General features: G+C 76.4%; 21 protein-coding genes. 14 read left to right on the top strand and 7 right to left on the bottom strand.

Going from position 1 to position 22,380, the window contains the following annotated elements; translation table 11 throughout:
- Positions 1–18: 18 nt before the first annotated feature.
- The 6 genes from ABZ881_RS11705 to ABZ881_RS11680 all read left to right on the top strand — a co-directional run bounded on the left by ABZ881_RS11705 (position 19) and on the right by ABZ881_RS11680 (position 6,662).
- Positions 19–1,326, top strand: a complete 1,308-nt coding sequence (locus ABZ881_RS11705) for an enolase C-terminal domain-like protein (RefSeq protein ID WP_358483901.1) — start codon at positions 19–21, stop codon at positions 1,324–1,326.
- Complete coding sequence (locus ABZ881_RS11700; RefSeq protein WP_358483899.1) at positions 1,323–2,483, top strand: fumarylacetoacetate hydrolase family protein; 1,161 nt, start codon at positions 1,323–1,325, stop codon at positions 2,481–2,483. Before ABZ881_RS11705 ends, ABZ881_RS11700 begins: the two co-directional genes overlap by 4 nt.
- A gap of 56 nt (positions 2,484–2,539) precedes the next feature.
- Entirely contained in the window at positions 2,540–3,250 is a 711-nt protein-coding gene (locus tag ABZ881_RS11695) for a GntR family transcriptional regulator (RefSeq protein WP_358483897.1), read from the top strand.
- Between the two features lie 42 nt (positions 3,251–3,292).
- Positions 3,293–4,732 (top strand): aldehyde dehydrogenase family protein, encoded by a 1,440-nt coding sequence (locus tag ABZ881_RS11690; RefSeq protein ID WP_358483895.1) that lies wholly within the window; start codon positions 3,293–3,295, stop codon positions 4,730–4,732.
- Positions 4,729–5,721, top strand: coding sequence for a zinc-dependent alcohol dehydrogenase family protein (locus tag ABZ881_RS11685; RefSeq protein ID WP_358483894.1), 993 nt, complete (start codon positions 4,729–4,731; stop codon positions 5,719–5,721). The genes ABZ881_RS11690 and ABZ881_RS11685 overlap by 4 nt, the downstream gene beginning before the upstream one ends.
- Before the next feature lie 98 nt (positions 5,722–5,819).
- Positions 5,820–6,662 carry a lysostaphin resistance A-like protein gene (locus tag ABZ881_RS11680; protein ID WP_358483892.1) on the top strand — a complete coding sequence of 281 codons (843 nt, stop codon included), beginning with the start codon at positions 5,820–5,822 and terminating at the stop codon, positions 6,660–6,662.
- A gap of 68 nt (positions 6,663–6,730) precedes the next feature.
- Here the strand turns inward: ABZ881_RS11680 and ABZ881_RS11675 are convergent, their stop codons facing one another.
- A complete protein-coding gene (locus tag ABZ881_RS11675) occupies positions 6,731–7,726 on the bottom strand; it encodes a threo-3-hydroxy-L-aspartate ammonia-lyase (RefSeq protein ID WP_358483890.1) in 996 nt (331 codons plus the stop codon).
- Positions 7,727–7,860: 134 nt separating this feature from the next.
- Here ABZ881_RS11675 and ABZ881_RS11670 point away from each other — a divergent pair, with 134 nt between their 5' ends.
- Positions 7,861–8,253, top strand: a complete 393-nt coding sequence (locus tag ABZ881_RS11670; RefSeq protein WP_358483888.1) for an excalibur calcium-binding domain-containing protein — start codon at positions 7,861–7,863, stop codon at positions 8,251–8,253.
- Between the two features lie 11 nt (positions 8,254–8,264).
- The gene (locus tag ABZ881_RS11665) at positions 8,265–8,978 is read left to right on the top strand and encodes a class F sortase (protein ID WP_358483887.1); all 714 of its coding nucleotides are present in this window, start codon (positions 8,265–8,267) and stop codon (positions 8,976–8,978) included.
- Between the two features lie 4 nt (positions 8,979–8,982).
- Here the strand turns inward: ABZ881_RS11665 and hrpB are convergent, their stop codons facing one another.
- The 3 genes from hrpB to ABZ881_RS11650 form a co-directional block, all read right to left on the bottom strand.
- The gene (gene hrpB / locus ABZ881_RS11660; RefSeq protein WP_358483885.1) at positions 8,983–11,505 is read right to left on the bottom strand and encodes an ATP-dependent helicase HrpB; all 2,523 of its coding nucleotides are present in this window, start codon (positions 11,503–11,505) and stop codon (positions 8,983–8,985) included.
- A 44-nt stretch (positions 11,506–11,549) separates the two neighbouring features.
- Complete coding sequence (locus tag ABZ881_RS11655) at positions 11,550–11,687, bottom strand: hypothetical protein (protein WP_358483884.1); 138 nt, start codon at positions 11,685–11,687, stop codon at positions 11,550–11,552.
- Positions 11,688–11,820: 133 nt separating this feature from the next.
- Positions 11,821–13,263, bottom strand: coding sequence for an alkaline phosphatase D family protein (locus ABZ881_RS11650; protein ID WP_358483882.1), 1,443 nt, complete (start codon positions 13,261–13,263; stop codon positions 11,821–11,823).
- 349 nt (positions 13,264–13,612) lie between these two features.
- On the opposite strand from ABZ881_RS11650, the gene ABZ881_RS11645 reads away from it, so the two are divergent.
- The 3 genes from ABZ881_RS11645 to ABZ881_RS11635 all read left to right on the top strand — a co-directional run bounded on the left by ABZ881_RS11645 (position 13,613) and on the right by ABZ881_RS11635 (position 15,529).
- Complete coding sequence (locus ABZ881_RS11645) at positions 13,613–13,882, top strand: hypothetical protein (protein ID WP_358483881.1); 270 nt, start codon at positions 13,613–13,615, stop codon at positions 13,880–13,882.
- A 396-nt stretch (positions 13,883–14,278) separates the two neighbouring features.
- A complete protein-coding gene (locus ABZ881_RS11640; protein WP_358483880.1) occupies positions 14,279–14,773 on the top strand; it encodes a hypothetical protein in 495 nt (164 codons plus the stop codon).
- 117 nt (positions 14,774–14,890) lie between these two features.
- The gene (locus tag ABZ881_RS11635; RefSeq protein WP_358483879.1) at positions 14,891–15,529 is read left to right on the top strand and encodes a Pr6Pr family membrane protein; all 639 of its coding nucleotides are present in this window, start codon (positions 14,891–14,893) and stop codon (positions 15,527–15,529) included.
- Here ABZ881_RS11635 and ABZ881_RS11630 read toward each other — a convergent pair.
- Positions 15,463–16,299, bottom strand: a complete 837-nt coding sequence (locus tag ABZ881_RS11630; protein WP_358483878.1) for an alpha/beta fold hydrolase — start codon at positions 16,297–16,299, stop codon at positions 15,463–15,465. The two genes, ABZ881_RS11635 and ABZ881_RS11630, sit on opposite strands and share 67 nt — an antisense overlap.
- Positions 16,299–18,182, bottom strand: coding sequence for a hypothetical protein (locus ABZ881_RS11625; protein WP_358483876.1), 1,884 nt, complete (start codon positions 18,180–18,182; stop codon positions 16,299–16,301). The genes ABZ881_RS11630 and ABZ881_RS11625 overlap by 1 nt, the downstream gene beginning before the upstream one ends.
- Positions 18,183–18,383: 201 nt before the next feature.
- Here ABZ881_RS11625 and ABZ881_RS11620 point away from each other — a divergent pair, with 201 nt between their 5' ends.
- Together ABZ881_RS11620 and ABZ881_RS11615 are read left to right on the top strand one after the other, a co-directional pair.
- Positions 18,384–19,016, top strand: a complete 633-nt coding sequence (locus tag ABZ881_RS11620) for an SAM-dependent methyltransferase (protein ID WP_358483875.1) — start codon at positions 18,384–18,386, stop codon at positions 19,014–19,016.
- Positions 19,017–19,170: 154 nt separating this feature from the next.
- Complete coding sequence (locus tag ABZ881_RS11615) at positions 19,171–20,895, top strand: DEAD/DEAH box helicase (protein ID WP_358483874.1); 1,725 nt, start codon at positions 19,171–19,173, stop codon at positions 20,893–20,895.
- A gap of 19 nt (positions 20,896–20,914) precedes the next feature.
- On the opposite strand, the gene ABZ881_RS11610 is transcribed toward ABZ881_RS11615, so the two are convergent.
- Positions 20,915–21,781: an EamA family transporter gene (locus ABZ881_RS11610; RefSeq protein WP_358483974.1), complete on the bottom strand. Its 867-nt coding sequence runs from the start codon at positions 21,779–21,781 to the stop codon at positions 20,915–20,917.
- Between the two features lie 367 nt (positions 21,782–22,148).
- Here ABZ881_RS11610 and ABZ881_RS11605 point away from each other — a divergent pair, with 367 nt between their 5' ends.
- Complete coding sequence (locus tag ABZ881_RS11605; RefSeq protein WP_358483872.1) at positions 22,149–22,334, top strand: hypothetical protein; 186 nt, start codon at positions 22,149–22,151, stop codon at positions 22,332–22,334.
- Positions 22,335–22,380: the final 46 nt, after the last annotated feature.

Below are 22,380 nucleotides of genomic sequence, written 5' to 3'. Positions count from 1 at the left end.
CCGCACCGAAGGAGTCCCATGCCGGTCATCACGTCTGTGCACACCCGCGACGTCCGCTTCCCGACGTCGCTGGAGCTCGACGGGTCCGATGCCGTCAACGTCGATCCCGACTACTCGGCCGCCCACGTCACCGTCACCACCGCCGCCGGGGAGACCGGGTACGGACTGGTCTTCACCGCCGGCCGCGGCAACGAGCTGGTGGTGCACGCGATGGAGTCCTACGGGGCGCTGCTCGTCGGCCGGGACGCCGACGAGCTGCTGGCCGATCTCGGCTCGGCGTCGCGGCGGCTGGTGCACGACTCGCAGCTGCGCTGGCTCGGGCCGGAGAAGGGCGTCGCGCACATGGCCTGCGGCGGCCTGGTGAACGCGCTCTGGGACATGCGGGCCCGCCGCGAAGGGGTGCCGCTGTGGCGGCTGCTGGCCGGGATGCCGCCCGCCGAGCTGGTCGGCGTCGTCGACTTCACGCACATCCGCAACGCGCTCACCCCGGACGACGCGCTCGGCCTGCTGCGCGACGCCGAACCCGGCCGCGCCGAGCGGATCGCCGAGCTGGAGCGGTCCGGCTACCCCGCCTACACGACGACGCCCGGCTGGCTCGGCTACAGCGACGAGAAGCTGGTCCGGCTGTGCCGGGAGGCCGTGCGGGACGGCTTCGACATGATCAAGCTGAAGGTCGGCGGCGACCCGGCCGACGACGACCGCAGGCTGGCGCTGGCCCGCTCGGCGGTCGGCGACGGCGTGCGGATCGCGATCGACGCCAACCAGCGCTGGGAGGTCGGCGAGGCGATCGAGCGGGTGAGGGCGCTCGCCGCGCACGAGCCGTACTGGATCGAGGAGCCGACCAGCACCGACGACGTCCTCGGGCACGCCGACATCCGGGCCGGCGTGCACCCGGTGCGGGTCGCGACCGGGGAGGCCGTCGCGAACCGGATCGTGTTCAAGCAGCTGCTGCAGGCCGGCGCGATCGACGTCATGCAGATCGACGCCACCCGGGTCGCCGGGGTGAACGAGAACGTCGCGAACCTGCTGCTCGCCGCCCGGTTCGGCGTCCCGGTCTGCCCGCACGCCGGCGGTGTCGGGCTGTGCGAGCTCGTCGTGCACCTGTCGTTCTTCGACCACGCCGCGGTCAGCGGGCGGATCGGCGAGCGGGTCGTCGAGTTCGTGGACCACCTGCACGAGCACTTCGTCGATCCGGTCGTGGTCCGCGACGGCCGCTACGCCGCACCGTCGGCCCCCGGCACCGGGGCAGCGATGCACGAGACATCGCTGCGGCACTGGGAGTTCCCGGACGGGGCGGGCTGGCGCGACCTCGGGTCGGCCCGGTGAGCGCGCCGGCCGGTCTGCTCCCCGCCGACGCCGCCGACGCGCTGCTGATCGGCCGGCTGTGGGATCCGGGCACCGGCGGGCCGCGCCCGGTCGCGGTGCGCGGCGACGGCCTCGCCGACCTGTTCGGCACCGCCGCGACCGTGTCCGGGCTGTTGGAGATGCCGGCCGCCGACGTCGCGCGGGCCGCCGCCACCGCGCCCGTCCGGTGGAGCCTGGACGCGGTCACCGGCGGCGCCGGGCCGCGGCTGCTCGCGCCGGTAGACCTGCAGGTGGTGAAGGCGTGCGGGGTGACGTTCGCCGGCAGCCTGCTGGAGCGGGTGATCGAGGAGCGCTGTGCGGGCGACCCGGCACTGGCCGTCGGCGTGCGGGCGGAGGTCACCGCCGCGCTCGGCGGCAGCCCGGCGGCCGACCTGTCCGCGATCGTCCCCGGATCGGCGCAGGCCGCCCGGGTCCGCACCGTGCTCCGCGAACGCGGGCTGTGGTCGCCGTACCTGGAGGTCGGGATCGGGCCGGATCCGGAGGTGTTCACCAAGGCCCCGGTGCTGTCCTCCGTCGGCCCCGGTGCCCGGGTCGGCATCCCGGCGTTCTCCGACTGGAACAACCCGGAGCCCGAACTGGTGCTGGTGGTCGACGCGCGGGGCGTCCCGCGCGGGGCGACGCTGGGCAACGACGTCAACCTGCGCGACGTCGAGGGCCGCAGCGCGCTGCTGCTGGGCATGGCGAAGGACAACAACGCCTCCAGCGCGCTCGGCCCGTTCGTCCGGCTCTTCCACGACGGCTTCACCCTCGACGCGGTCCGCACCGAGCGGATCGCGCTGCGGATCGATGGCCCGGACGGATTCGTGCTCGACGACCACAACGACGTCGGCCGGCTCAGCCGCAGTCTCGAACAGCTCGTCGCCGCCGCGTACGGCGCCCACCACCAGTACCCGGACGGTTTCGTCCTCTACACCGGGACGCTGTTCGCGCCGACCCGCGACCGCGGCGCCGCGGGGCACGGCTTCACCCACGTCGTCGGCGACCGGGTGACGATCTCCAGCCCGCGGCTGGGCGCACTGGTCAACGAGGTCGGCCGGACCGAGGAGCTGCCGCCGTGGGAGTTCGGCATCGGGGCGCTGCTCGGGTACCTGCACCGACAGGCGGCGGGATCGGGATGAGATCGCGGTGACCCGCTACCGTCCGTCCCGGGTGGACGTGTCGAGAGGAGGCGCCGGTGACCGGGGAGCTGCCGGTTGCGGGCCGCAGGAGCACCGCCGAGGTCTACGAGGAGATCCGGACGATGATCCTGGAGAGCCGGATCGAGCCGGGGGAGCGGATCAACCTCGACGCGCTCGCCCGCGACCTGGGCGTGTCCCAGACCCCGGTCCGGGAGGCGGTCCGGCACCTGGAGGGTGACCATCTCGTCGTCCGCACCGGGGAGGGCCGGGGCTACCGGACGACCACGCTGCTCGACCGCGCCGGCCTGCGCGAGCTGTTCGAGTTCCGGCTGCTCGTCGACCTGTGGGCGGTGCGCGCGGTCGCGGTGAACCGGCTGTCCAACCCGGCGGGCCGGCTCGCCCGCGAGGTCGACCGGTTCGAGCGCGCCGCGGTCGGCGTCGCCGACGTGCGCCGGCTGCTCGTCACCCACGACACCACCTTCCACGGCGAGATCCTGGCCGCCTGCGGCAACGACGTCGCGCGCCGCGCCTACACCGGGACGCACGGGCACCTGCACGCGTTCCGCCTCTACTCGCCCGACATCGACGGCACCGCGACCGTGCGCGAGCACCGCGCGGTGCTGGACGCGATCGCCGGCTGTGACCCGGACGCCGCCGAGGAGGCGATGCGCAGGCACCTCGTCAACGCCTACCACCGGTTCGACACGGCGTTCGCGGCCGGTGACCGGGCCCGGTTGCGGGTACCGGGTCGGCAGAGCCTGTTCTGACCCACCAGCCGACGACACGATCCCGACGACCGGAGGAGGACTATGCACGACGAGCTGGAGACGGTGCTCGCCGGGGCCGCGGCCGCCGCGGCCCCGGTGGCCGCGGCCGGGACCACCGGGCGGCGGGCCTGGCTGTGCGCCGTCGCCGACGCCCTGGAGGACGCGTCCGGCGAGCTGCTGCCGCTCGCGCACGCCGAGACCCACCTGCCGGAGCACCCCCGGCTGGCCGGCGAGCTGGTGCGCACCGCGTTCCAGCTGCGCTTCCTCGGCGACGTGATCGCCGAGGGCTCGGTGCACGACGCGGTCGTCGACACCGCCGACCCGGACTGGCCGATGGGGCCCCGCCCGGACCTGCGCCGCCATCAGGTGCCGCTCGGTCCGGTGCTGGTCTTCGCCGCCGGGAACTTCCCGTTCGCGTTCTCGGTGGCCGGCGGGGACACCGCCGCCGCGCTCGCCGCCGGCTGCCCGGTGGTGGTGAAGGCCCATCCGGGGCATCCGGAGCTGTCCCGCCGCACCGCGGCGATCGTCCGCGACGCGCTGCGCGCGGCCGGCGCGCCGGACGGGGCGTTCGCGCTCGTCGAGGGGATCGAGACCGGCGTCGACGCGCTGCGCGACCCGCGGATCGGCGCGGCCGCCTTCACCGGGTCGGTGCACGGCGGCCGCGCCCTGCACGACATCGCCGCCGCCCGCCCGGTGCCGATCCCGTTCTTCGGCGAGCTGGGCAGCGTGAATCCGGTCGTCGTCACCCCGTCGGCGGCCGCCGGCCGGCCGGCCGAGATCGTGTCCGGGCTGGTCGGCTCGGCGACGCTGGGTGCGGGGCAGTTCTGCACCCAGCCCGGTGTCGTGTTCGTGCCGGCCGGGTCCGGGCTGGAGGGCCGGGTGCAGGAGGCGATCGCCGCAGTCGAGCCGCAGCCGATGCTCACCGCGGCCGGCGCGCAGGCGTTCGCGCAGCGGCGTGCCGCACTGGCCGCGCACCCCGGCGTCCACTCGTCGATCGAGGCGCGTGACACCGGGGACGGGCTCGCCCCGCGGCCGTCCGCGCACGTGACCACGGCCGCTGCGCTCGCCGCCGATCCGGACGCACTCGGCGCCGAGTGCTTCGGCCCGAGCACCCTGCTGGTCACCTGGTCCGGCACCGGGGAGCTGCACGCGGCGCTGCGCGCCCTCGGCGGTGCGCTCACCGCGACCGTGCACGGCAACCCGGGCGACCCGGAGCTCCCCGAGCTCCTCCCGCTGCTCGCCGGGCTGGCCGGGCGGCTGGTCTGGAACGGCTGGCCGACCGGGGTGACGGTGGGCTGGGCGCAGCAGCACGGCGGCCCCTACCCGGCGACGACGGCGCCGTCGACCACCTCCGTCGGGGCCGGCGCGGTGTCCCGTTTCCTGCGCCCGGTCGCCTGGCAGGGTTTCCCGCAGGAGCTGCTGCCACCGGAGCTGCGCGACGACGATCCCGGGGTGCCGCAGCGCCGGGACGGTGTCCGGTGACCGGCTCCACGGTGCGCGCGGTCCGCTTCCACGAGACGGGTGGCCCGGAGGTGCTGCGGATCGAGGACGTCGAGCTGCGCGACCCGGGCCCCGGCGAGGTCCGGATCCGGGTGCGCGCGGTCGGGCTCAACCGGTCCGAGGTGAACTTCCGGCGCGGCACGTACCTGGAGGCCCCGGTGCTGCCGGCCGGTCTGGGCAGCGAGGGCACCGGGACGGTGCTCGCCACCGGGCCTGACGCCGGGCCGTGGCGCCCCGGCGACGAGGTGTGCGTGCTGCCGGCGTCGTCGCAGAACACGCACCCGGTGTACGCCGAGGAGGCGATCGTCCCGGCCGGTGCGCTGCTGGCCCGCCCGTCCGGTCTCGACGACGCCGGCGCGGCCGCGCTCTGGATGCCGCTGCTGACGGTGTGGGGGATGACCCGGCACGCTGTCCGGCTGCGCGAGGGGGACCGGCTGCTGGTCACCGCGGCGTCGAACAGCATCGGCGCCGCGGCGCTGCAGATCGCCCGGCACGTCGGCGCCCGGGCGGTGGCGGTGGTGCCGGACGGCCGGCACGGCGACGCGCTGCGTGCGGCCGGTGCGGACGAGGTCCTCACCGGCACCCCGGACGCCGAGCGGCTGCGCGAGGCCCTCGGCGGCGGTGCCGATCTGGTGCTCGACGCCGAGGGCGGGCCCGGCGTGGAACGGCTGGTCCGGGCCTGCGCGCCGGGCGGTGCGGTGATCGTGCACGGCGGCCTGTCCGGTGAGCCGACGCCGCTGCCCGCCGCCGGGTACGCACCGGTGTGGCTGCGCCGGTTCCACGTCCGCGAGGTGGTGGGCGATCCGGCGGTGCTGGCCCGGGCGGTGGCGTTCGCGCGGGCCGGGCTGGCGGCGGGGACCCTCACCCCGCTGGTCGACCGGATCTTCGATCTCGCCGACGTCGCCGCCGCGCACGACTACCTGGAGTCGCCGGACCGGGCGCCGGGGAAACCGGTGCTGCGGATCGGATGAGGTCACCCGCCCGCTGCTGGGGGGCCGTCGGCCACCCGGTCGGGTGTGAATGCGTTGTGGGGAATGGGGATCGGGGGAGTCCGGCCTAGATTCGGTGGATGGCGTCCTCCACCGCGAGCAGTACGGCCGGCACCCGGATCCGCCGGGTGCTGCTGCCCACCGCCGGGGTCGTCGCGCTGGTCCTCGCCGGCGGCTACCTGCTACTCGCGATCAGCCGGCTCACCGGGCTACCGGCGGACGGCTGGCGGGGGTTGGCGATCGGCGACCTGATCGCCTTCCTACCGCCGCTGATCGTGCTCGTGCTGTGGCTGCGGTTCCGCGAGGGACGCGGCATCGCCGATCTCGGCTTCCGGGTGCCGCGCCCGGCGGTCGGCGTGCTCGTCGGGGCGCTGACCGCGATCGTCCTGTTCGCCGCGCTGCAGGTGCTGGTCGCGGTGCTCGCCCCACCGGCGGGCGGCGGCCCCGATGCCGGGCCCGATCCGGTGTCGCCCGGTCTGCTCGTCGTGCTGGTGCTGCTGGTGACCGTCGCGGTGCAGGCGTCGACCGAGGAGATCCTGTTCCGCGGCTACCTGATGCAGGCCGTCCGGCGCGACCTGGGCAGCTACGGCGCCGTCCTGTTCAGTGCGGTCGTCTTCGGCCTGTGCCACAGCCTGAACCCCGGGGTCACGGTCGCCTACGTGGTGAGCACCGGTGCGCTCGGGCTGCTGCTCGGCTTCCTCGCGCTGGGCCGGGGCGGGCTGTGGGTGTCCTGCGCCTTCCACACCGTCTGGAACCTGATCCCGGCGGTCGTCGCCGCCGGTTCCGAGCCGGACGCCGGGGACGGCGGTTCCGGCTCGGCCGCGGCCCGGGTCACCGCCGGGGTGCTGCTCGCCTTCGCCGTCGGCGCCGGGGTGCTGCACCACCGGCGCAGCCGCCGCGCCGCGGCCGCCGGCGCCGCCTGACCGGGCTCACGCCGTACCGACCGGGCTCACCGCCGGGCCGTCCGGGCTCACGCCGCGCCTGACCGGGCTCACGCCGGGCCGACCAGGGCCGCGAACCGGTCCAGGTCGACGTTCCCGCCGGACACCGTCACCCCGATCCGCCGCCCGGCGAACCGCTCCGGATCGGCGGCGACGGCCGCCCGCATACCGCAGAACGCCAGCGCCCCGGTCGGCTCGACGACCACCTTGTACCGGGACGCGAACAGCGCCATGGCCCCGACCAGCGCGTCGTCCGGCACGGTCAGCACGTCCTCGGCGTGCCCGGCGATGATCGGGAAGGTCAGCTCGCCCAGGTGCGTGGTCGCGGCGCCGTCGGCGAGCGTGCGCGGCTGCGCGATGGTGACGATCCGGCCCGCCCGCAGTGACTGCCGGCCGTCGTCGCCGGCCTCGGGCTCGACGCCGAACACGGCGCAGCCGGGGGAGAGCGCCTGCACCGCCAGCAGCGAGCCGGACAGCAGCCCGCCGCCACCCAGGCAGACGAACAGCGCGTCCAGCGGGCCGTGGTCCTCCAGCAACTCCAGCACCGCGGTGCCCTGCCCGGCGATCACGTGCGGATGGTCGTAGGGCGGCACCAGGGTGAGCCCGTCGCGGGCGGCGAGATCGGCGGCGATCGCGGCCCGGTCCTCGGTGTAGCGGTCGTAGTGCACGATCCGGGCGCCGTAGCCGCGGGTGGCGGCGACCTTCGACGCGGGCGCGTCCTGCGGCATGACGATCGTCGCCGGGATCGCCAGCAGCCGTGCGGCCAGCGCGAGCGCCTGGGCGTGGTTGCCGGAGGAGAAGGTGACCACCCCGGCGCGGCGCCGGGCGTCGTCGAGCCGGGACAGCGTGTGGAACGCACCGCGGAACTTGAAGCTCCCGGTGCGCTGCAGGTTCTCCGCCTTGACCAGCACGGTGACGCCGAGTTCGGCGTCGGTCAGCCGGGAGGTCAGCACCGGGGTGCGGTGGGCGGTGCCGCGCAGGATCCGCGCGGCGGCGCGGACGTCGTCGGGGGTCGGGAGGTCGGCGGTGGCCGGGGTGGGCGTCACGGGGCCAGCCTCCGTCGCCGGTCACGTCCGGTTCAAGGTCGTCCACGATCGGGTGTAACGCAAGCCACAGGTGAATCGTTAAGGAGATGGGCTCCCCAAGCCGTTCGAACCGTTCCCCCGGAAGGACCACCCCGATGCGTCTGCGTACCCTCCCCGCCGCTGCGCTGCTCGCCGTAGCGGCCACCGTGCCGCTCGCCGGAGCCGCGTTCGCGCAGGACCGCGACTGTGCCGACTTCTCCTCGCAGGAGGAGGCGCAGGCCGCGCTGCTCCCCGGCGACCCGGAGCGGCTCGACGCCGACGGCGACGGCGTGGCCTGCGAGAACCATGCCTACGCCGGCACCGCCCCGACCGGCACCGGGTCGAGCGACTCCGGCGACGGCGCCACCCAGGTCAGCGCGACCCCGGTCGGTGGCGTCGAGGCCGGCGGCGGACCGGCCGAGATGCTCCCGGTCGCGCTGGGTGCGCTGGCCGCCGGCGGGGTCGGAGCGTTCGCGGCCCGCCGGATGGCCGGCGCCCGGCGCGGCTGAGTCCGGCGACCGTGACCGTCCCGCCGTTCCCCACCCGGCCGGTGCGCGACCGGGCCGGGCGGGGAACGGCGGATCGCGGCGCGCGGCGGCGGGCCGGCCGGGCGCGGTGGGTGCTGCGGGTCGCCGTTCCGGTGCTGGCGATGTCGGCACCGGTCGCACTCGCCGCCCCGGCCGGCGCCCCGCCCGCCGGGCCGGCGACCACCCCGGTCGCCGGGACCGGGGTGCACGACGGCGCCCTGGCCGGCTCGACGCTGCTGCCGGACGGCCCGGGCACCCTGCTGCGCTCCGAGCCCGTCCGACTGCGGGTGGACCGGCTCGGCCTGGACACCGAACCGGTGCCGCTCGGCCTGCACCCGGACGGCACGATGGAGGTCCCCGGCTCGGCGGGAACCGTCGGCTGGTTCACCGGCGCGCCCACCCCGGGCGAGCTGGGGCCCGCGGTGCTCGCCGCGCACGTCGACTGGAAGGGCCGCCCGGGCGCCTTCGCCGCGCTGGCGACGCTCGTTCCCGGCGACCGGATCGTCGTCGACCGCGCCGACGGCGGCACCGTGGCGTTCGTGGTGACCCGGACCGGCCAGTACCCGAAGGCGGAGTTCCCGACCGCCCAGGTGTACGGGGACCTCGACCACGCCGGACTGCGGCTGATCACCTGCGGCGGCGCCTTCGACCGGTCCGCGGACAGCTACACCGACAACGTCGTGGTGTTCGCCGAGCGGATCGGCTGACCGGTCACCGGCGGCGCCCGGTGCCCCGCGCCGGGACGGCGGTCCGCGGGTCCTCCGGCCACGCGTGCTTCGGGTAGCGGCCGCGCAGCTCCGCCCGGACCTGCGGGTACCCGGTCTTCCAGAACGACGGCAGGTCCGCGGTCACCGCCGCCGGCCGCCCGGCCGGGGACAGCAGGTGCAGCACCACCGGCACCCGCCCGCCCGCGACGGCCGGTGAGCCGGTCCAGCCGAACACCTCCTGCACCCGCACCGGCAGCGCCGGCGCGTCCCCCGAGTAGTCGAGCGCGATCCGCGACCCGGACGGCACGGCGAGCCGTTCCGGGGCGAGCTCGTCGATCCGCCCGGCGAGCCCGCCGACGTGCGCGGCCAGGTGGGCCCGCAGCGCCTGCCCGGCGTCCACCCGGGCGAGATCGGCGCGCCGCCGGGCGGTGGCCAGCGGCCCGGCGAGCCAGCCGGCCGGGTCCTCCGCCGAGGCCAGTAGCGCCTCCTCGCCGACGTCCGGCCACGGCTCGCCGAGCACCCGGTGCAGGAACCCGAGCCGCTCCCGCAGCGACGACGCGGCCGCCGTCCAGCGCAGCAGCCCGGTGCCCTCCGCGCGCAGCCCGGCGACCAGCGCCGAGCGCACGGCGTCCCGTGCGGGACGCGGATCGGGCCGCTCGGCGAGCACGATCGCGCCGAGCCGGTGCACGGTGCGCGCGCGCACGTCGCCGTCCGCCCAGACCACCTCGGCGCCGCTGACGAGCAGCGCCGCACCGGCCCGCTCCGCGGTCTCCCGGTCGGTGGCGGCGGCCAGCCGGACCCGGCCGTGCACCTCGCCGGGGCGCCGGTCGGCGACGGCGACGGCGAGCCACTCGGCGTCGCGCAGCGGTCCCGGCGGCACCTCGACGGCGGTCCCGCCCGCCATCAGGTACACCCCGGATCCGGTGTCCCGGCGCCGGGCGAGCCGTTCCGGGTGCGCGAGCCCGGTGACCAGCGCGGCGAGCTCGGGCCCGGGCGTCCGGCTGTGCTGCCCGGCGCCGCCGGGGCCGGTGCGCCGCAGCGTCCCGGCCAGCCGGTCCCGCTCACCCCGCCAGCGCCGCGCCCCCGGCGCCTCCCCGGAGCGCAGCCGGACGAGCGCCGCGACCAGGTCGTCGGCCGGGCCGGCGAGGGTGTCGTCGTCGAGCACGGCCACGATCCCGGCGACGTCGGCCGGGGGGCCGGCGTCGGCGCCGTCGAGCAGCGCCCTGGCCAGCCGCGGATGCAGCCCGAGCGCGGCGATCCGGCGGCCGCGGGCGGTGACCGCCCCCGCGGCGTCCAGCGCGCCGAGCGCGGTGAGCACCGCGCGCCCGGCGGCCAGCGGGCCCGCCGGCGGCTCGTCCCACCAGCGCAGGCCGGCACCGTCCGGGGTGCCCCAGACGGCGAGGTCCAGCGCCAGCCCGGTCAGGTCGGCGGTGCGGATCTCGGGTTCCGGCGCGTCGGCGAGGCCCTCGCCCTCCGGCCAGCACCGGTAGGCGACGCCCGGTGCCTCGCGCCCGGCGCGCCCGGCCCGCTGCGTCGCGACCGCCCGGGACACCCGCCGGGTGACCAGCCCGGACAGCCCGCGCCGGTGGTCGATGTGCGGCACCCGGGCCAGTCCGGAGTCGACGACCGCCCGCACCCCGGGCACGGTCAGGCTGGACTCGGCGACCGCCGTCGACAGCACGATCCGCGGTCGCGGGCCCTCCCGCAGCGCGGCGTCCTGCTCGGCCGCGGGCAGCCTGCCGTGCAGCGGCAGCACGTCGGCGTCGAGTTCACGCCCGCGCAGCGCGGCGGCGACCCGGCCGATCTCGGCGACGCCGGGCAGGAACGCGAGCACGCTGCCGTGCTCCAGCGCGCGCACCGCGGTCCGCGCGACGACGGCCTCGATCCGCTCGCCGCGGGCCGGCGGCACGTGCGTGACGGCGACGTCGTGGGTCCGGGCGGCGACCTCCAGCACCGGGGCGGGCCCGCCGGTGCCGCCGAGCAGCGCGGCCGGGCGGGCCGCGTCGAGGGTCGCGGAGGTGGCGAGCAGCCGCAGATCGGGCCGCAGCCCGTCGCGGGCGTCGAGGAGCAGGGTGAGCAGCAGGTCGGCGTCCAGATGCCGCTCGTGCACCTCGTCGAGCACCACCGTGGACACCCCGGCCAGCTCCGGATCGGCGGCCAGCCTGCGCAGCAGCAGCCCGGAGGTCACCACCTCGACCCGGGTGTCCGGCCCGGTGCGGGCGTCGCCGCGGACCCGGTAGCCGACCGTCCCGCCGACCGGGGTGCCCAGCAGCGACGACATCCGGGCGGCCGCGGCCCGGGCGGCGACCCGGCGCGGCTCGGCGACCAGCACCCGGCCTGCCGGGGCAGCCCGGACGTCGTCGCCGGCGGGCAGCCCGGCCAGGGCGAGCGGCACCAGGGTGGTCTTGCCGGTGCCGGGCGGCGCGACGAGCACGCCGGAGCCGTGCCGGTCGAGCGCGCGTCGCAGGTCGTCGAGGACGGCGGTGACCGGGAGATCGGGCAGCGGGCGGACCGGCGGGGGAACCATCGCCCCCAGTATCTCCTCCCCGGGATCTCCTCCCCGGGACCTGCTCAGCCGATCCCGACGAACGGCAGCACCAGCAGCGCCCCGACGGCGAGCGCCAGCAGCGCGGTGATGAGCAGGACCACCCAGGTCGGGACGCCGCGGTCGTCGAGGAGCGCGGGATGCGGGCGGTGCAGCAGGGTCATGGCGGGTCTCCGTCGACCGTGGTGGGAGGCGGCGGAACTCCACCGCTCGGACGAACGGGATGTCGCGGACGGAGCAGCCGGTGTGAGCGTCGGTCATCCGAATCGACGACGCCCGGGCCCGCGACCGGCGGCCTCAGCCGCGGTGCAGGCCCGGCTCGCGGTCGGGCACGGTGAACGTCGCCGCGGTGCGGACCGGCGCGCCGGGGCGGCTGACCCGCTCGACCACCCGGAAGTCGGCGCGCAGCTGCGCCGGCTCGAACCGGGTCAGCAGGTAGCCGCGCCGGTCCTCCCGGTAGCGGATGTGCGGGTTCTCGGAGCCACCGTCGCCGTCGCCGTCACCGCCGTCGCCGCCGGAGGTGACCGAGGTGGTGACCAGCTCGGTGCCGACCGGGCGCGCGTCCCGGTCGCCGCTGGGGAGGATCTCGTTGGCGTGGTGGACGTGCTCGTCGCCGGTCAGGACGACCGCGTTCCGGACGCCGGCGTCCGTCCAGCCGCGGACGATCCGGTCCCGGGACTCCGGGAACGCCTCCCAGGTGTCCCGGGACTTGCGCCCGCCGCTGCGCCGGGCGAAGAAGACCTGCTGGCCCAGCACGTCCCAGCCGGCGGTGGAGCTGCGGAACCCGTCGAGCAGCCAGCGCTCCTGCCCGGCACCGGTGATCGAGCCGTCGCCGCGGTACTGGCGGGTGTCGAGCATGTGGAACGTCGCCAGCGAGCCCCAGCCGATCCGGCGGTAGAGCTGCAGGTCCAAGCCGCGCGGCAGCGACGCCCGGCGCAGCGGCATGTGCTCGTAGTACGCCTGGAACGCGGCGCGCCGCCGGTCCGGTGCGCGCCCGCGGTCGCCGCCCGCCCAGTTGTTGACCAGCTCGTGGTCGTCCCAGACCACCAGCCAGGGGGCGACGGCGTGCGCGGCCTGCAGGTCGGCGTCGGTCTTCTGGTGGGCGTGCGTGCGCCGGTAGCCGGCGAGGTCGGTCGGCTCGGGCCCGCCGGGATCGCGGACCTCGCCCTCGTCGGTCTCGTAGATGTAGTCGCCCAGGTGCAGCACGAGTTCGGGTTCGTCGGCAGCCAGCGCCCGGTAGGCGGTGAAGTGCCCGGCGCCGAACTTCGCGCAGGACGCGGTGGCCACCGTCAGCGCGGGCACCGCGGCCCCGGCGGCCGGGGTGGTGCGGGTGCGGGCCGCGGGGGACAGGTGCCCGTCGGAGCGGAACCGGTAGAAGTAGTCGCGGCCCGGCAGCAGCCCGGCCGGCTCGGCGTGCACGCTGTAGGCGAGCTCGGGCACCGCGGTCTCGCTGCCGCGGCCGACGATCCGGGTGAACCGCTCGTCCTCGGCGATCTCCCATTCGACGACGGCCGGCCGCCCGGCCATCCCGCCGAGGCCGTCCCCGGCCTCCGGGCGCGGTGCGAGCCGGGTCCAGAGCACCATCCCGTCCGGTGCGGGATCGCCGGACGCGACGCCGAGGGTGAACGGGTCCCCGGTCCGTCGCGACGGGACCGGGGCCGCCGGGAGCTCCGGGAGGAGGCCGCCCAGCGCGGTCCCGACGATGCCGGTGAGCACGGTGCGGCGGGTCGGGCCGGGCACGTCATCTCCTCGGGATCGGTGGGGCCCGCCCATCATGTGCGGCGGGTTCGCCGCCGTCCCGGTGCACGCGCCGGTGGGCGCCGCCCGTGCGGGTGAACCCGGCGCGACATGTGAGCTGTATCACAAGCGGACTCACGGTGAACCGCCGCGCAACGACCCCCGAAGGTAGTGATGCGGGACACGGACACCGTGTCCTCGTCGACCGCGCCGGGCGTGGTGATGCTGTCCCGGACCCTGCCCGCCTGCCCCGACCTGCTGACCGTCGGGGCCCGGACGGTGCTCCGCAAGGACTCGCTGCTGGCCTGCTACCGGGCCGAGCCGGGCCGGCTACGGACTCGGGCAGCTGCTGGTGCTGCTGCTGGTGTGGCTGCCGCTGGGCACCGGTGTCGCCGACGCGGTGCTGCTGCGGGTGCCGCAGTCGGAGACGATGCTCGGCACCGCCACCGCCGATCCGGGATCGCCGCTGCTCTACCTGGACGCGATGGCGCTGGCCGCCGCGCTGCTGGTGCTGGGGATCGTCGCCGGTCTGCTGTCGGCGGCCGTGCTCGGTCGCCCGGGACGGCCGGTTCGCCCACCTGGAGACCGGCCTGGACCTGCACCGGCGGCTGCGCGCCAATAACCGGTACAGCCGGCGCACCATCGGGTTGGCGCTGCTGGTGCGCTGGGCACGGTCGGGGTGGTCCTGCTGACGTTGCTGCTCGCCGACGTGCTGGTCCCGCTGGGCCCGGTCGCTGGCACGAGCGCTACTGGAAGCTCGTCGTGCAGGGCTGGGACCGGAGGCTCGCCGGGACCCCTTTCAAGAACTTCGCCTCCCGGGCGCTGGGCGTCCGGATCGGCAGGCGGGTGTTCGACGACGGCGGCGCCTTCGTGCACGACGGGGCCGTCGCCGGCGACGGCGCCCGGATCGGCTACGACGCCTTCCTCAAGATGGGCGAGGAGGTCCCGGCCGGTGCGCTCTGGGAGGGCAACCCGGCGTGCGCCCCCACCACGTCCGAGCGAACGGAGCGACCGCACGATGACGAGCATCCCCACCTCCCGGACCGGCCTCCCGGCGGGCCGGGCACCGGGCATCGAACAGCGCCGGGTGGTGCTGACCTGGTTGCCCGGTCGAGGCGCCGGCACGGTTCGCCGCGGCCGGGTTCCCGCCGGGGCTGCGCTCCGGCGGGCCGCTGCACACCTTCTTCCCGAGCGTCGACGCACCATCAAGATCGATTTTCAGCAGCCGCAGCCCCGGGTGTTCGATCCCGATGACCACCACCCCTACGTGGAGCCCGGGTACGCGCTGCCCTGGGCCGCAGCGGTGGCGGACCGGATCGCCGGCATGCGGGAACACCCGGTGCGGATCGAGTCCTACGTGGAGGGGTACACGGTGGACCGGCGCGGGACGGTCGAGCTGTCCGACACCGGCCCCGGGGCGTCGTGCTCGGCGGCTTCTCCGGGCAGGGCTTCAAGTGCGCCCGCGGTCGGCGAGATCGTCGCCGGCCTCGTCCGGACCGGTATCACCCACTGATCACGGATCGGGAACCCGGACGGTCGCCCGCGGGACGTTCCGGTGCCCGATTCGTGATCACCGCCGCAGCCACCCCGCGCCGGGAACCCGCCGGCCGGACCCGGGAGTTGACCGGGGATGACCGTCCCACCCCGTCCGGCGCTCGCGGTGCTGCTGCGCGCCGTGATCGTGCTGTGTGTCGTGGCCGTGCTGGTCGCGGTAGAGCTGACCTCCCGCTCGGGCGTCGGCTGGCGGCTGACGACGTTCACCTACCAGGCCAACGTGCTCGCCGCCGTGTTCTACGCCGGCACGCTGCTGACCCGCAGGCTCGACGCCCGGCCCGGGCTGCGTGGCGCCGTCGTGCTGTACCTGCTCGGCGCCGGGCCGGTGTGGCTGGTGTTCCTCATCGACCGGAGCACGGGATTCACCCCGGCGAACGTGCTGCTGCACCTGGTCGTCCCGGCGCTGGCGCTCGCCGACTGGCTGCTGACCGGCCGGGACCGGCCCGGGGCGCGCTGGTGGCATCCGCTGCTGTGGCTGCTGTACCCGGCCGGGTACCTGGCGCTGGTGCAGCTGGTGCTGGACGGCGCCCCCTACTACTTCCTCGACGTCCGCGTGCTCGGCTCGACCGGGCTGGTCCTGAACGTCGTCGGGCTGGGCGTCGGCTTCCTGGTGCTCGGCCTGCTCGTGGTCGCGCTCGGGCCGCGCGGTCAGGACGACAGGAAGCGGTCGATCTCCGCGGCGAACGGCTCCGGGTCCAGCAGCATCTCCAGGTGACCGCCGGGATAGCGGTGCACCCGGGACCGGCGGATCCCGCGGTTGAGCATCGTGGCGTTGCCGCGCGGCACGATCGGGTCGTCGTCGCCGGCGATGATCAGGGTGTCCGCGGTGATCGCGGGCAGCAGCGGCAGGCTGGTCCAGCCGGACAGCGCGAGCAGCTGGTAGTAGTACCCGCGCAGCGGGCCCCGCCGGGAGCCCGCCCCGAGCGCCTCGGCGGCGCGTTCCGGGTGGTGCCGCAGCGACCCGCCGTAGATCTTCGAGGCCACCGCGTCGACATAGGACGGGTCCTGGTGGCGTTTCGGCGAGGTCAGCACCGCCATCACCCGAGGTGACGCGGGCACCATCAGCGCGCCGGGGCCGGTCGCGACCAGCACCAGCTTCCGGACCCGCCGGCGGCGGCCGATCGCGAGCTGCTGGGCCAGCATCCCGCCCCAGGAGAAGCCGAGCACGTCGGCCTCGCCGATGCCCAGCTTCGTCAGCACCTGGCCGACCCGGTGCGCCATCCACGACAGGTGGTACGGCATCCGGGGGGCGGGCGAGCCGCCGATCCCGGGCGGATCGAACCGGATGATGTCCAGGTCCGCGGGCAGCGCGGCGACCAGCGGATCGAGGACGTCGGTCGCGGCGCCGATCCCGTTGCACAGCAGCAGCGGCGTGCGCCGCGCCCCGGGGCCGGACGCGGGCCGGCGCACGACGCGCAGTGAACGACCGCCGACGAGGACGTCGTGTTCCTCGAGCGGCGCGGGGCGGGGAGCTGATCCGGACATCACGGGCGAGCGTAAGCCTTGGCGGCGCCACCGACGGTGTGAGAGTGACCCGTCAGATAGGTGCCCGGCGCCGGGAACAGCGGCCGGAGCCTGCGCCCGCCCAGCTCGGGCGGCGCGTCCCGCAGCGCGCCGGACCGCTCGGCCAGCCAGCCGGCCAGGTCGTCCCACCAGGAGCCCTCGATCCGGCTCGCGGCGGCCAGCCAGGACTGGGGGTCACCGTCGCCGGTCCCGCAGCTCGCCGCCCGGAACGAGGCGCCGGGCCGGGGCGGGGCGATCAGCGCGCCCGCCTGGTCGCCGGGCGCGAGCACCAGACGGCAGGAGCCGCCCAGCATGCGGGCCGTGCGGTGGCCGCCGGTCCACGGCTGGACCGGATCGTCGGCGGCCGCCACCAGGTAGCCGTCGCGGCGGAGCTCGGCGGGACGGACCGGCGTGCCCAGCACCCTGACACCGCCGCCGCCACTGCCACCGCCGTCGTCGTCCGCGTCGAAGGCGGAGTCGGCGAGCGCCGCGAGATCGGTGTGCAGGGCCGCGGGCAGCGGCAGCAGATCGGCGGCCCAGGCCCGCATCGCGCGGGCCGCACGGCCGGGGGCCGCCCCGCCGGTCCCGTCCGGGACCGCCCACGGCAGCACCCGGTCCGGCCCGCGCCGCCACGCCCAGGCCGCGACGGCGGTGGGACCGTCCAGCACCCCGTCCCGGGCGGCCCGCTCGGCTGCGGCCCGGGTGACCGCGGGATCCGGCCGGAACCCGGGCAGCGCGTCCGACTGGTCGAGCACGGTCGCCAGGTAGCCGACACCGGCGACCCGGTCGTCCAGGCCGATCGCGGCCTGGTGCGCCTGCACGGCCGCGGCCAGCAGCCCGCCGGTGCGGACGCCGAGCAGCGAGACCCGGGGTGCGCGGGCGATCCGGGTGCATGCCTCCAGGGCGTCCAGGACGGCGGCGGCGTGCGCGTCGAGGTCCCGGCCCGCGTCGGCCGGTCCGGCCGGTCGCCAGGACAGCGCGAACACCTGCAGCCCGCGCCCGACCAGGTGCTCGACGAGCGAGAAGCCGGGGGCGAGATCGGCCAGCCAGTACCGGTGGACGAGCGGCGGCACGACCAGCACCGGCGCGTCGTGCACCCGTTCGGTGACCGGCAGGTACTGCAGGAGCTCGAACACCGGGGTGCGCAGCACGACGGCGCCGGGGGTGGCGGCGACGTCCCGGCCGACGACCGGGCCGCCGCGGGCGTCCCGGGCACCGGTGTCGAACGGCACGTCCGGGCCGCCGGGGGCGGGGGCGGTGAACACCCTCCCGGAGGCGTCGGGCCCTGACTCGTCGGGCTCGGTGGCGTCGGGTCCGGGTCCGGGTCCGGGTCCGGGTCCGGTGCCGGGCTCGTGATCGGGATCGGCCTCGGGATCGGCCTCGGGATCGGCCTCGGGATCGGCCTCGGGATCGGCCTCGGGATCGGCCTCGGGATCGGCCTCGGGATCGGCACTGCCCGCCGGGCCCGCCGGGTCGCCCGCCGGCGTCCCGGTGCCGAGCAGCAGTGCGCGCAGCCGGGCCGCGTCCGCGGCGGGCAGCGGGGACCCGTCGGCGGCGGCGTCGTCGAGGAGCCCGGACAGCGCGTCGGCGGTGACCCGCTGCAGCTGCGCCAGCCGGCGGCGGACCGGATCACCGGCCCGGTCACCGGGCACACCGTCACCGGGCACACCGTCGCCGGGCGGGGAGCCGGACATCCCGATCCCGACCCGGCCGAGCTCGATCACCCAGCCGGCGCCGCGGCGCAGCAGCAGCGACGGCCGCGCGGTCAGCGCCGCCGCCAGCCGCAGCCCGGCGGCGGGCAGCGCCAGCGGTCCACCTGCTGCCGGCCCGCCGGCACCGTCCGCGCGTCCCTCACCCGTCGTCATCGGCTCCATCATCCCCACTACCGGCCGTCGGGGCGCGTTCACCCCGCGTCCGTCGCCCGGTCAGGCCGGCCCGGCAGGGTGGGCCCGTAACCCGGCCCACCCCGCCCGCCCCGTAACCCGGCCCACCCCGCCCGCCCCGTAACCCGGCCCACCCCGCCCGCCCGTAACCCGGCCCACCCCGACCCGCACCCCGGAGCCCCGATGCCGACACCGTCCCCGGCGCCCGCGCCGCCGACCGGTCCGCGTACCGCCCGGCCCGGCGCGTTCCTGCGGGAGTTCCTGCGCGACCCGCTGCACACCGCGTCGCTGCTGCCCAGCTCCCGCCCGCTGGCCGCCGCGGCGAGCGGACCGGTGCCCGGCACCGGCGAACCGGTCGTCGTCGAGCTGGGGCCCGGCACCGGCGCCTTCACCGGGGCGATCGCCGAGCGGCTCGGCGGGCGCGGGCACCACCTGGCGGTCGAGCTGAACCCACGGCTGGCCGGGCTCCTGGAGCGCGCCCGTCCCGGGCTCGACGTCGCCGTCGCCGACGCGCTCGCGCTGCCCGCACTGCTCGCCGAGCGCGGGCTCGGCCGGGCCGACGTCGTCGTCTCCGGGCTGCCCTGGGCCGCCCACCCGGCGACCGGCCGGACGCTGTCCGCGGTGCTCGCCGGCTCGCTGCACCCGCACGGCGTGCTCACCCAGTTCGGCTACACCTGCACCCGCTCGCTTCCGCCGGCCCGCCGGCTGCGCCGCGAGCTGGCCGCCGCGTTCGCCGACGTCACCTGCGGCCCGACGGTGTGGGCGAACCTGCCGCCCGCCTTCGTCCTGACCGCCCGCCTGCCCCGCCACCCCTGACCTGGACCGACGGCGGGCAGCGCCCACCCCGGATCGGCGGGCGGGCGCCGGGCTACCCTGATCGGCGCCCCGCGGCCGGGTCGCCGCCGACCGAGACGCCCGCGGGAGTTCGCAGGTTCCCGCCCGGGAACGACCCACGGACCAGGGGAGACGTGTGTCGGAGACCCAGCTCGTGTCGCCGGAGACCCGCCCGCTGCGGGCATGGCAACGCAGCGCGCTCGCCCGTTACCTCGCCACCTCGCCGCAGGACTTCCTCGCGGTCGCGACGCCCGGCGCCGGCAAGACGACGTTCGCGCTGCGGGTCGCCTCCGAGCTGCTGCGCGACCGGGTGATCGACGCGGTGACGGTCGTCACCCCGACCGAGCACCTGAAGTTCCAGTGGGCCGAGGCGGCGGTCGCCGCGGGCATCGCGATCGACCCGGAGTTCCGCAACTCCGCGGGCGGCACCTCGCGGGACTACCACGGCATCGCCGTCACCTACGCCGGCGTCGCCGCACACCCGATGCTGCACCGCAACCGCACCGAGAACCGCCGGATGCTGGTGATCCTCGACGAGATCCACCACGCCGGCGACGCCCGCAGCTGGGGCGACGCCGTCTACGAGGCGTTCGAACCGGCCACCCGCAGGCTGGCGCTGACCGGTACCCCGTTCCGCTCCGACGACAACCCGATCCCGTTCGTCGAGTACGTGCCCGACTCCGACGGTGCGCCCCGCAGCCGGGCCGACCACCAGTACGGCTACGCCGAGGCGCTCGCCGACAACGTCGTCCGGCCGGTCGTGTTCCTCGCCTACTCGGGCACCTCGAACTGGCGCACCAGCGCCGGCGAGGAGATCTCCGCCCGGCTCGGCGAGCCGCTCACCCGCGAGCAGACCGCGATGGCGTGGCGGACCGCGCTGGACCCGGCGGGCGACTGGATGCCGTCGGTGCTCGCCGCCGCGGACCGGCGGCTGCAGAGCCACCGCGACGGCGGCATGCCCGACGCGGGCGGCCTGGTCATCGCCTCCGACCAGGCGACAGCGCGCGCCTACGCCGGGCTGCTGCGCCGGATCACCGGCGACCAGCCCGCCGTGGTGCTGTCCGACGAGGCGGGCGCCTCGGACCGGATCGCCGAGTTCGCCCGCTCGCAGGAACGCTGGATGGTCGCCGTCCGCATGGTGTCCGAGGGCGTCGACGTGCCGCGCCTCGCGGTCGGCGTCTACGCGACCTCGGCGTCCACGCCGCTGTTCTTCGCCCAGGCGATCGGTCGCTTCGTGCGGTCGCGGCGGCCGGGGGAGACGGCGTCGGTCTTCGTCCCCAGTGTGCCGGTGCTGCTGGGGCTGGCCAGCGAGCTGGAGGCGCAGCGCGACCACGTCATCGGGAAGCCGCAGCGTCCGGAGGAGATCTGGAACGACGCCGAGCTGAACGAGGCGAACAAGCAGCGCGACGAGCCCGACGACGACAAGGCGTTCACCTCGCTCGGTGCGGACGCCGAGTTGGACCAGCTGATCTACGAGGGTGCCACCTACTCCGCCGACGAGGAGGACTACCTCGGCCTGCCCGGGCTGCTGGAGCCCGATCAGGTGCGGACGCTGCTGTCCCAGCGGCAGGCGGACTGGATCAAGAAGGGGTCGCCGCGCACCGGCGCCCAGGCCCGGGCGACCCCGGCGACCGAGCCGCCGCCGCCCCCGCAGGCGCAGCGCGGGCAGAGCGTCCGGGAACGGCTGCAGACCCTGCGCAAGGAGCTGAACACGCTGGTCGCGCTGCACAACCACAAGACCCGCAAGCCGCACGGGAAGATCCACAACGAGCTGCGGACGCACTGCGGCGGACCGCCGGTGGCGATGGCCACCATCGAGCAGCTCGAGGAGCGGATCGCGACCCTGCGCTCCTGGCGCTGACGGCCGGCGGGGGAGCCGATCAGGGAGCGCGTCCGGGCCGTTCCGGGAGCGCCCCTCCGGTGCCGACGTCGCCGGGGGCGGGCTCGTCGCCGTCCCGGGACCGGAGCGCGACGGCGAGCACCACCAGCAGGATGCCCACCGCCTCCAGCCCGCCCGGCAGCTGTCCGAGCATGACCACCCCGATCCCGGTCGCCGTCGCCGGGAGAAGCGCCAGCAGCACCGCGAACCGGGCCTGCCCGACCCGGCGGAGCACGACCTGGTCCAGGACGTAGGGCACCACCGACGACAGCACACCCAGCCCGACGGACAGGGCGAGCACACCCGGGTCCAGCAGCGGTGCGAGATTCGCCACACCGGCGGATCCGTCGGGGTCGACCAGCAGCAGCGGCAGCAGCACGACCGCGGCCACGGTGAAGCCGGTGGCGAGATCGTCGATCCCGGTCCCGGCCCGGGCGACCCGCTTGCCGAGCAGGATGTAGGCGGCCCACATGGCCGCGGCGGCGAGCGCCCACAGCACGCCGGACGGGCTGCCGGACCACCGGACGTCGGCGATCAGCAGCACCCCGGCGGCGGCCAGCCCGACGGCGCCGAAGTCGCGCAGGCGGCGCGACGCCAGCGCAGCGACCAGCACCGGCCCGGTGAACTCGATGGCCACCGTGGTGCCCAGCGGGAGCCGGGCGATCGCCTCGTAGTACGCGACGTTCATCAGGGCCGTGGCCAGGCCGAACAGCCCGGCACGCAGCAGCCGTACGCCCCGCCACGCGGCGCGCCCGGGGCGCCGCCAGGCCAGCAGGACCAGTGCCGCGCCGATCAGCCGCAGCTCGGCGACCGCGGACGGCGCCAGCCGGTCGAACAGGCCGACGGCGAGCGCCGCGCCGACGTACATCGACGTGCCGCCGGCGAGGAACAGCAGCGGGGCCGGTACGCGTTCGCCGAACGGTCGTGCACTCACCGGAGCACGGTAGCCCCCGACACACCCTGTTTACCGACGCCCGCTTGCACGGGTGGCTCCCGTCCCCGCATGATTCACACGCAGTCAACTTCATACGCAATCGGTCACCGCGGGTACATCGCGGCGTCACCTGCTCGATCCGGACCCGGTTCGGACGTGACGGGCGTCGCGACTCGCCCCGGGAACACGTGCAGGGGCTTCGAGCGTCTGCTTTAGTGTGGGCGACCCGCCTGGTGCGGTCGTCACAGTGATACGGCGGAGGGCCGCCCGAGGCCCGCCGCCGCGACGGAGGGAGACCGCTATGCAGCCCGAAACGCTGACCCGGCCCGAACTGACCCTCGCCGACCGCTGTGACCGTTGCGGTGCGGCGGCCAAGGTGCGCGCGATCCTTCCCTCCGGTGGGGAACTCCTCTTCTGCAACCACCACGGCCGTGCTCACGCCGACAAGCTGCGTGAGTCCGGTGTGGAGGTGCAGGGCGGGGAGTGATTGCCCGCGGGCGTGACTCGTCGCGCCCATCAGACTCGACCGAGCG

The sequence above is a fragment of the Pseudonocardia sp. NPDC046786 genome (genome assembly GCF_040645415.1).
Lineage (GTDB): Bacteria > Actinomycetota > Actinomycetes > Mycobacteriales > Pseudonocardiaceae > Pseudonocardia > Pseudonocardia kongjuensis.
This window is presented reverse-complemented; position numbering and strand designations above follow the sequence as displayed.

Excerpts from the sequence above, each read along its gene's own strand:
- ABZ881_RS11625 (WP_358483876.1), bottom strand. The coding sequence starts at position 18,182 with ATGACGACGGGTGAGGGACGCGCGGACGGTGCCGGCGGGCCGGCAGCA.
- ABZ881_RS11640 (WP_358483880.1), top strand. The coding sequence starts at position 14,279 with ATGACGAGCATCCCCACCTCCCGGACCGGCCTCCCGGCGGGCCGGGCA.
- ABZ881_RS11680 (WP_358483892.1), top strand. The coding sequence starts at position 5,820 with ATGGCGTCCTCCACCGCGAGCAGTACGGCCGGCACCCGGATCCGCCGG.
- ABZ881_RS11655 (WP_358483884.1), bottom strand. The coding sequence starts at position 11,687 with ATGACCCTGCTGCACCGCCCGCATCCCGCGCTCCTCGACGACCGCGGC.
- ABZ881_RS11690 (WP_358483895.1), top strand. The coding sequence starts at position 3,293 with ATGCACGACGAGCTGGAGACGGTGCTCGCCGGGGCCGCGGCCGCCGCG.
- ABZ881_RS11635 (WP_358483879.1), top strand. The coding sequence starts at position 14,891 with ATGACCGTCCCACCCCGTCCGGCGCTCGCGGTGCTGCTGCGCGCCGTG.
- ABZ881_RS11630 (WP_358483878.1), bottom strand. The coding sequence starts at position 16,299 with ATGTCCGGATCAGCTCCCCGCCCCGCGCCGCTCGAGGAACACGACGTC.
- ABZ881_RS11670 (WP_358483888.1), top strand. The coding sequence starts at position 7,861 with ATGCGTCTGCGTACCCTCCCCGCCGCTGCGCTGCTCGCCGTAGCGGCC.
- ABZ881_RS11705 (WP_358483901.1), top strand. The coding sequence starts at position 19 with ATGCCGGTCATCACGTCTGTGCACACCCGCGACGTCCGCTTCCCGACG.
- ABZ881_RS11620 (WP_358483875.1), top strand. The coding sequence starts at position 18,384 with ATGCCGACACCGTCCCCGGCGCCCGCGCCGCCGACCGGTCCGCGTACC.
- hrpB (WP_358483885.1), bottom strand. The coding sequence starts at position 11,505 with ATGGTTCCCCCGCCGGTCCGCCCGCTGCCCGATCTCCCGGTCACCGCC.
- ABZ881_RS11605 (WP_358483872.1), top strand. The coding sequence starts at position 22,149 with ATGCAGCCCGAAACGCTGACCCGGCCCGAACTGACCCTCGCCGACCGC.
- ABZ881_RS11610 (WP_358483974.1), bottom strand. The coding sequence starts at position 21,781 with ATGTACGTCGGCGCGGCGCTCGCCGTCGGCCTGTTCGACCGGCTGGCG.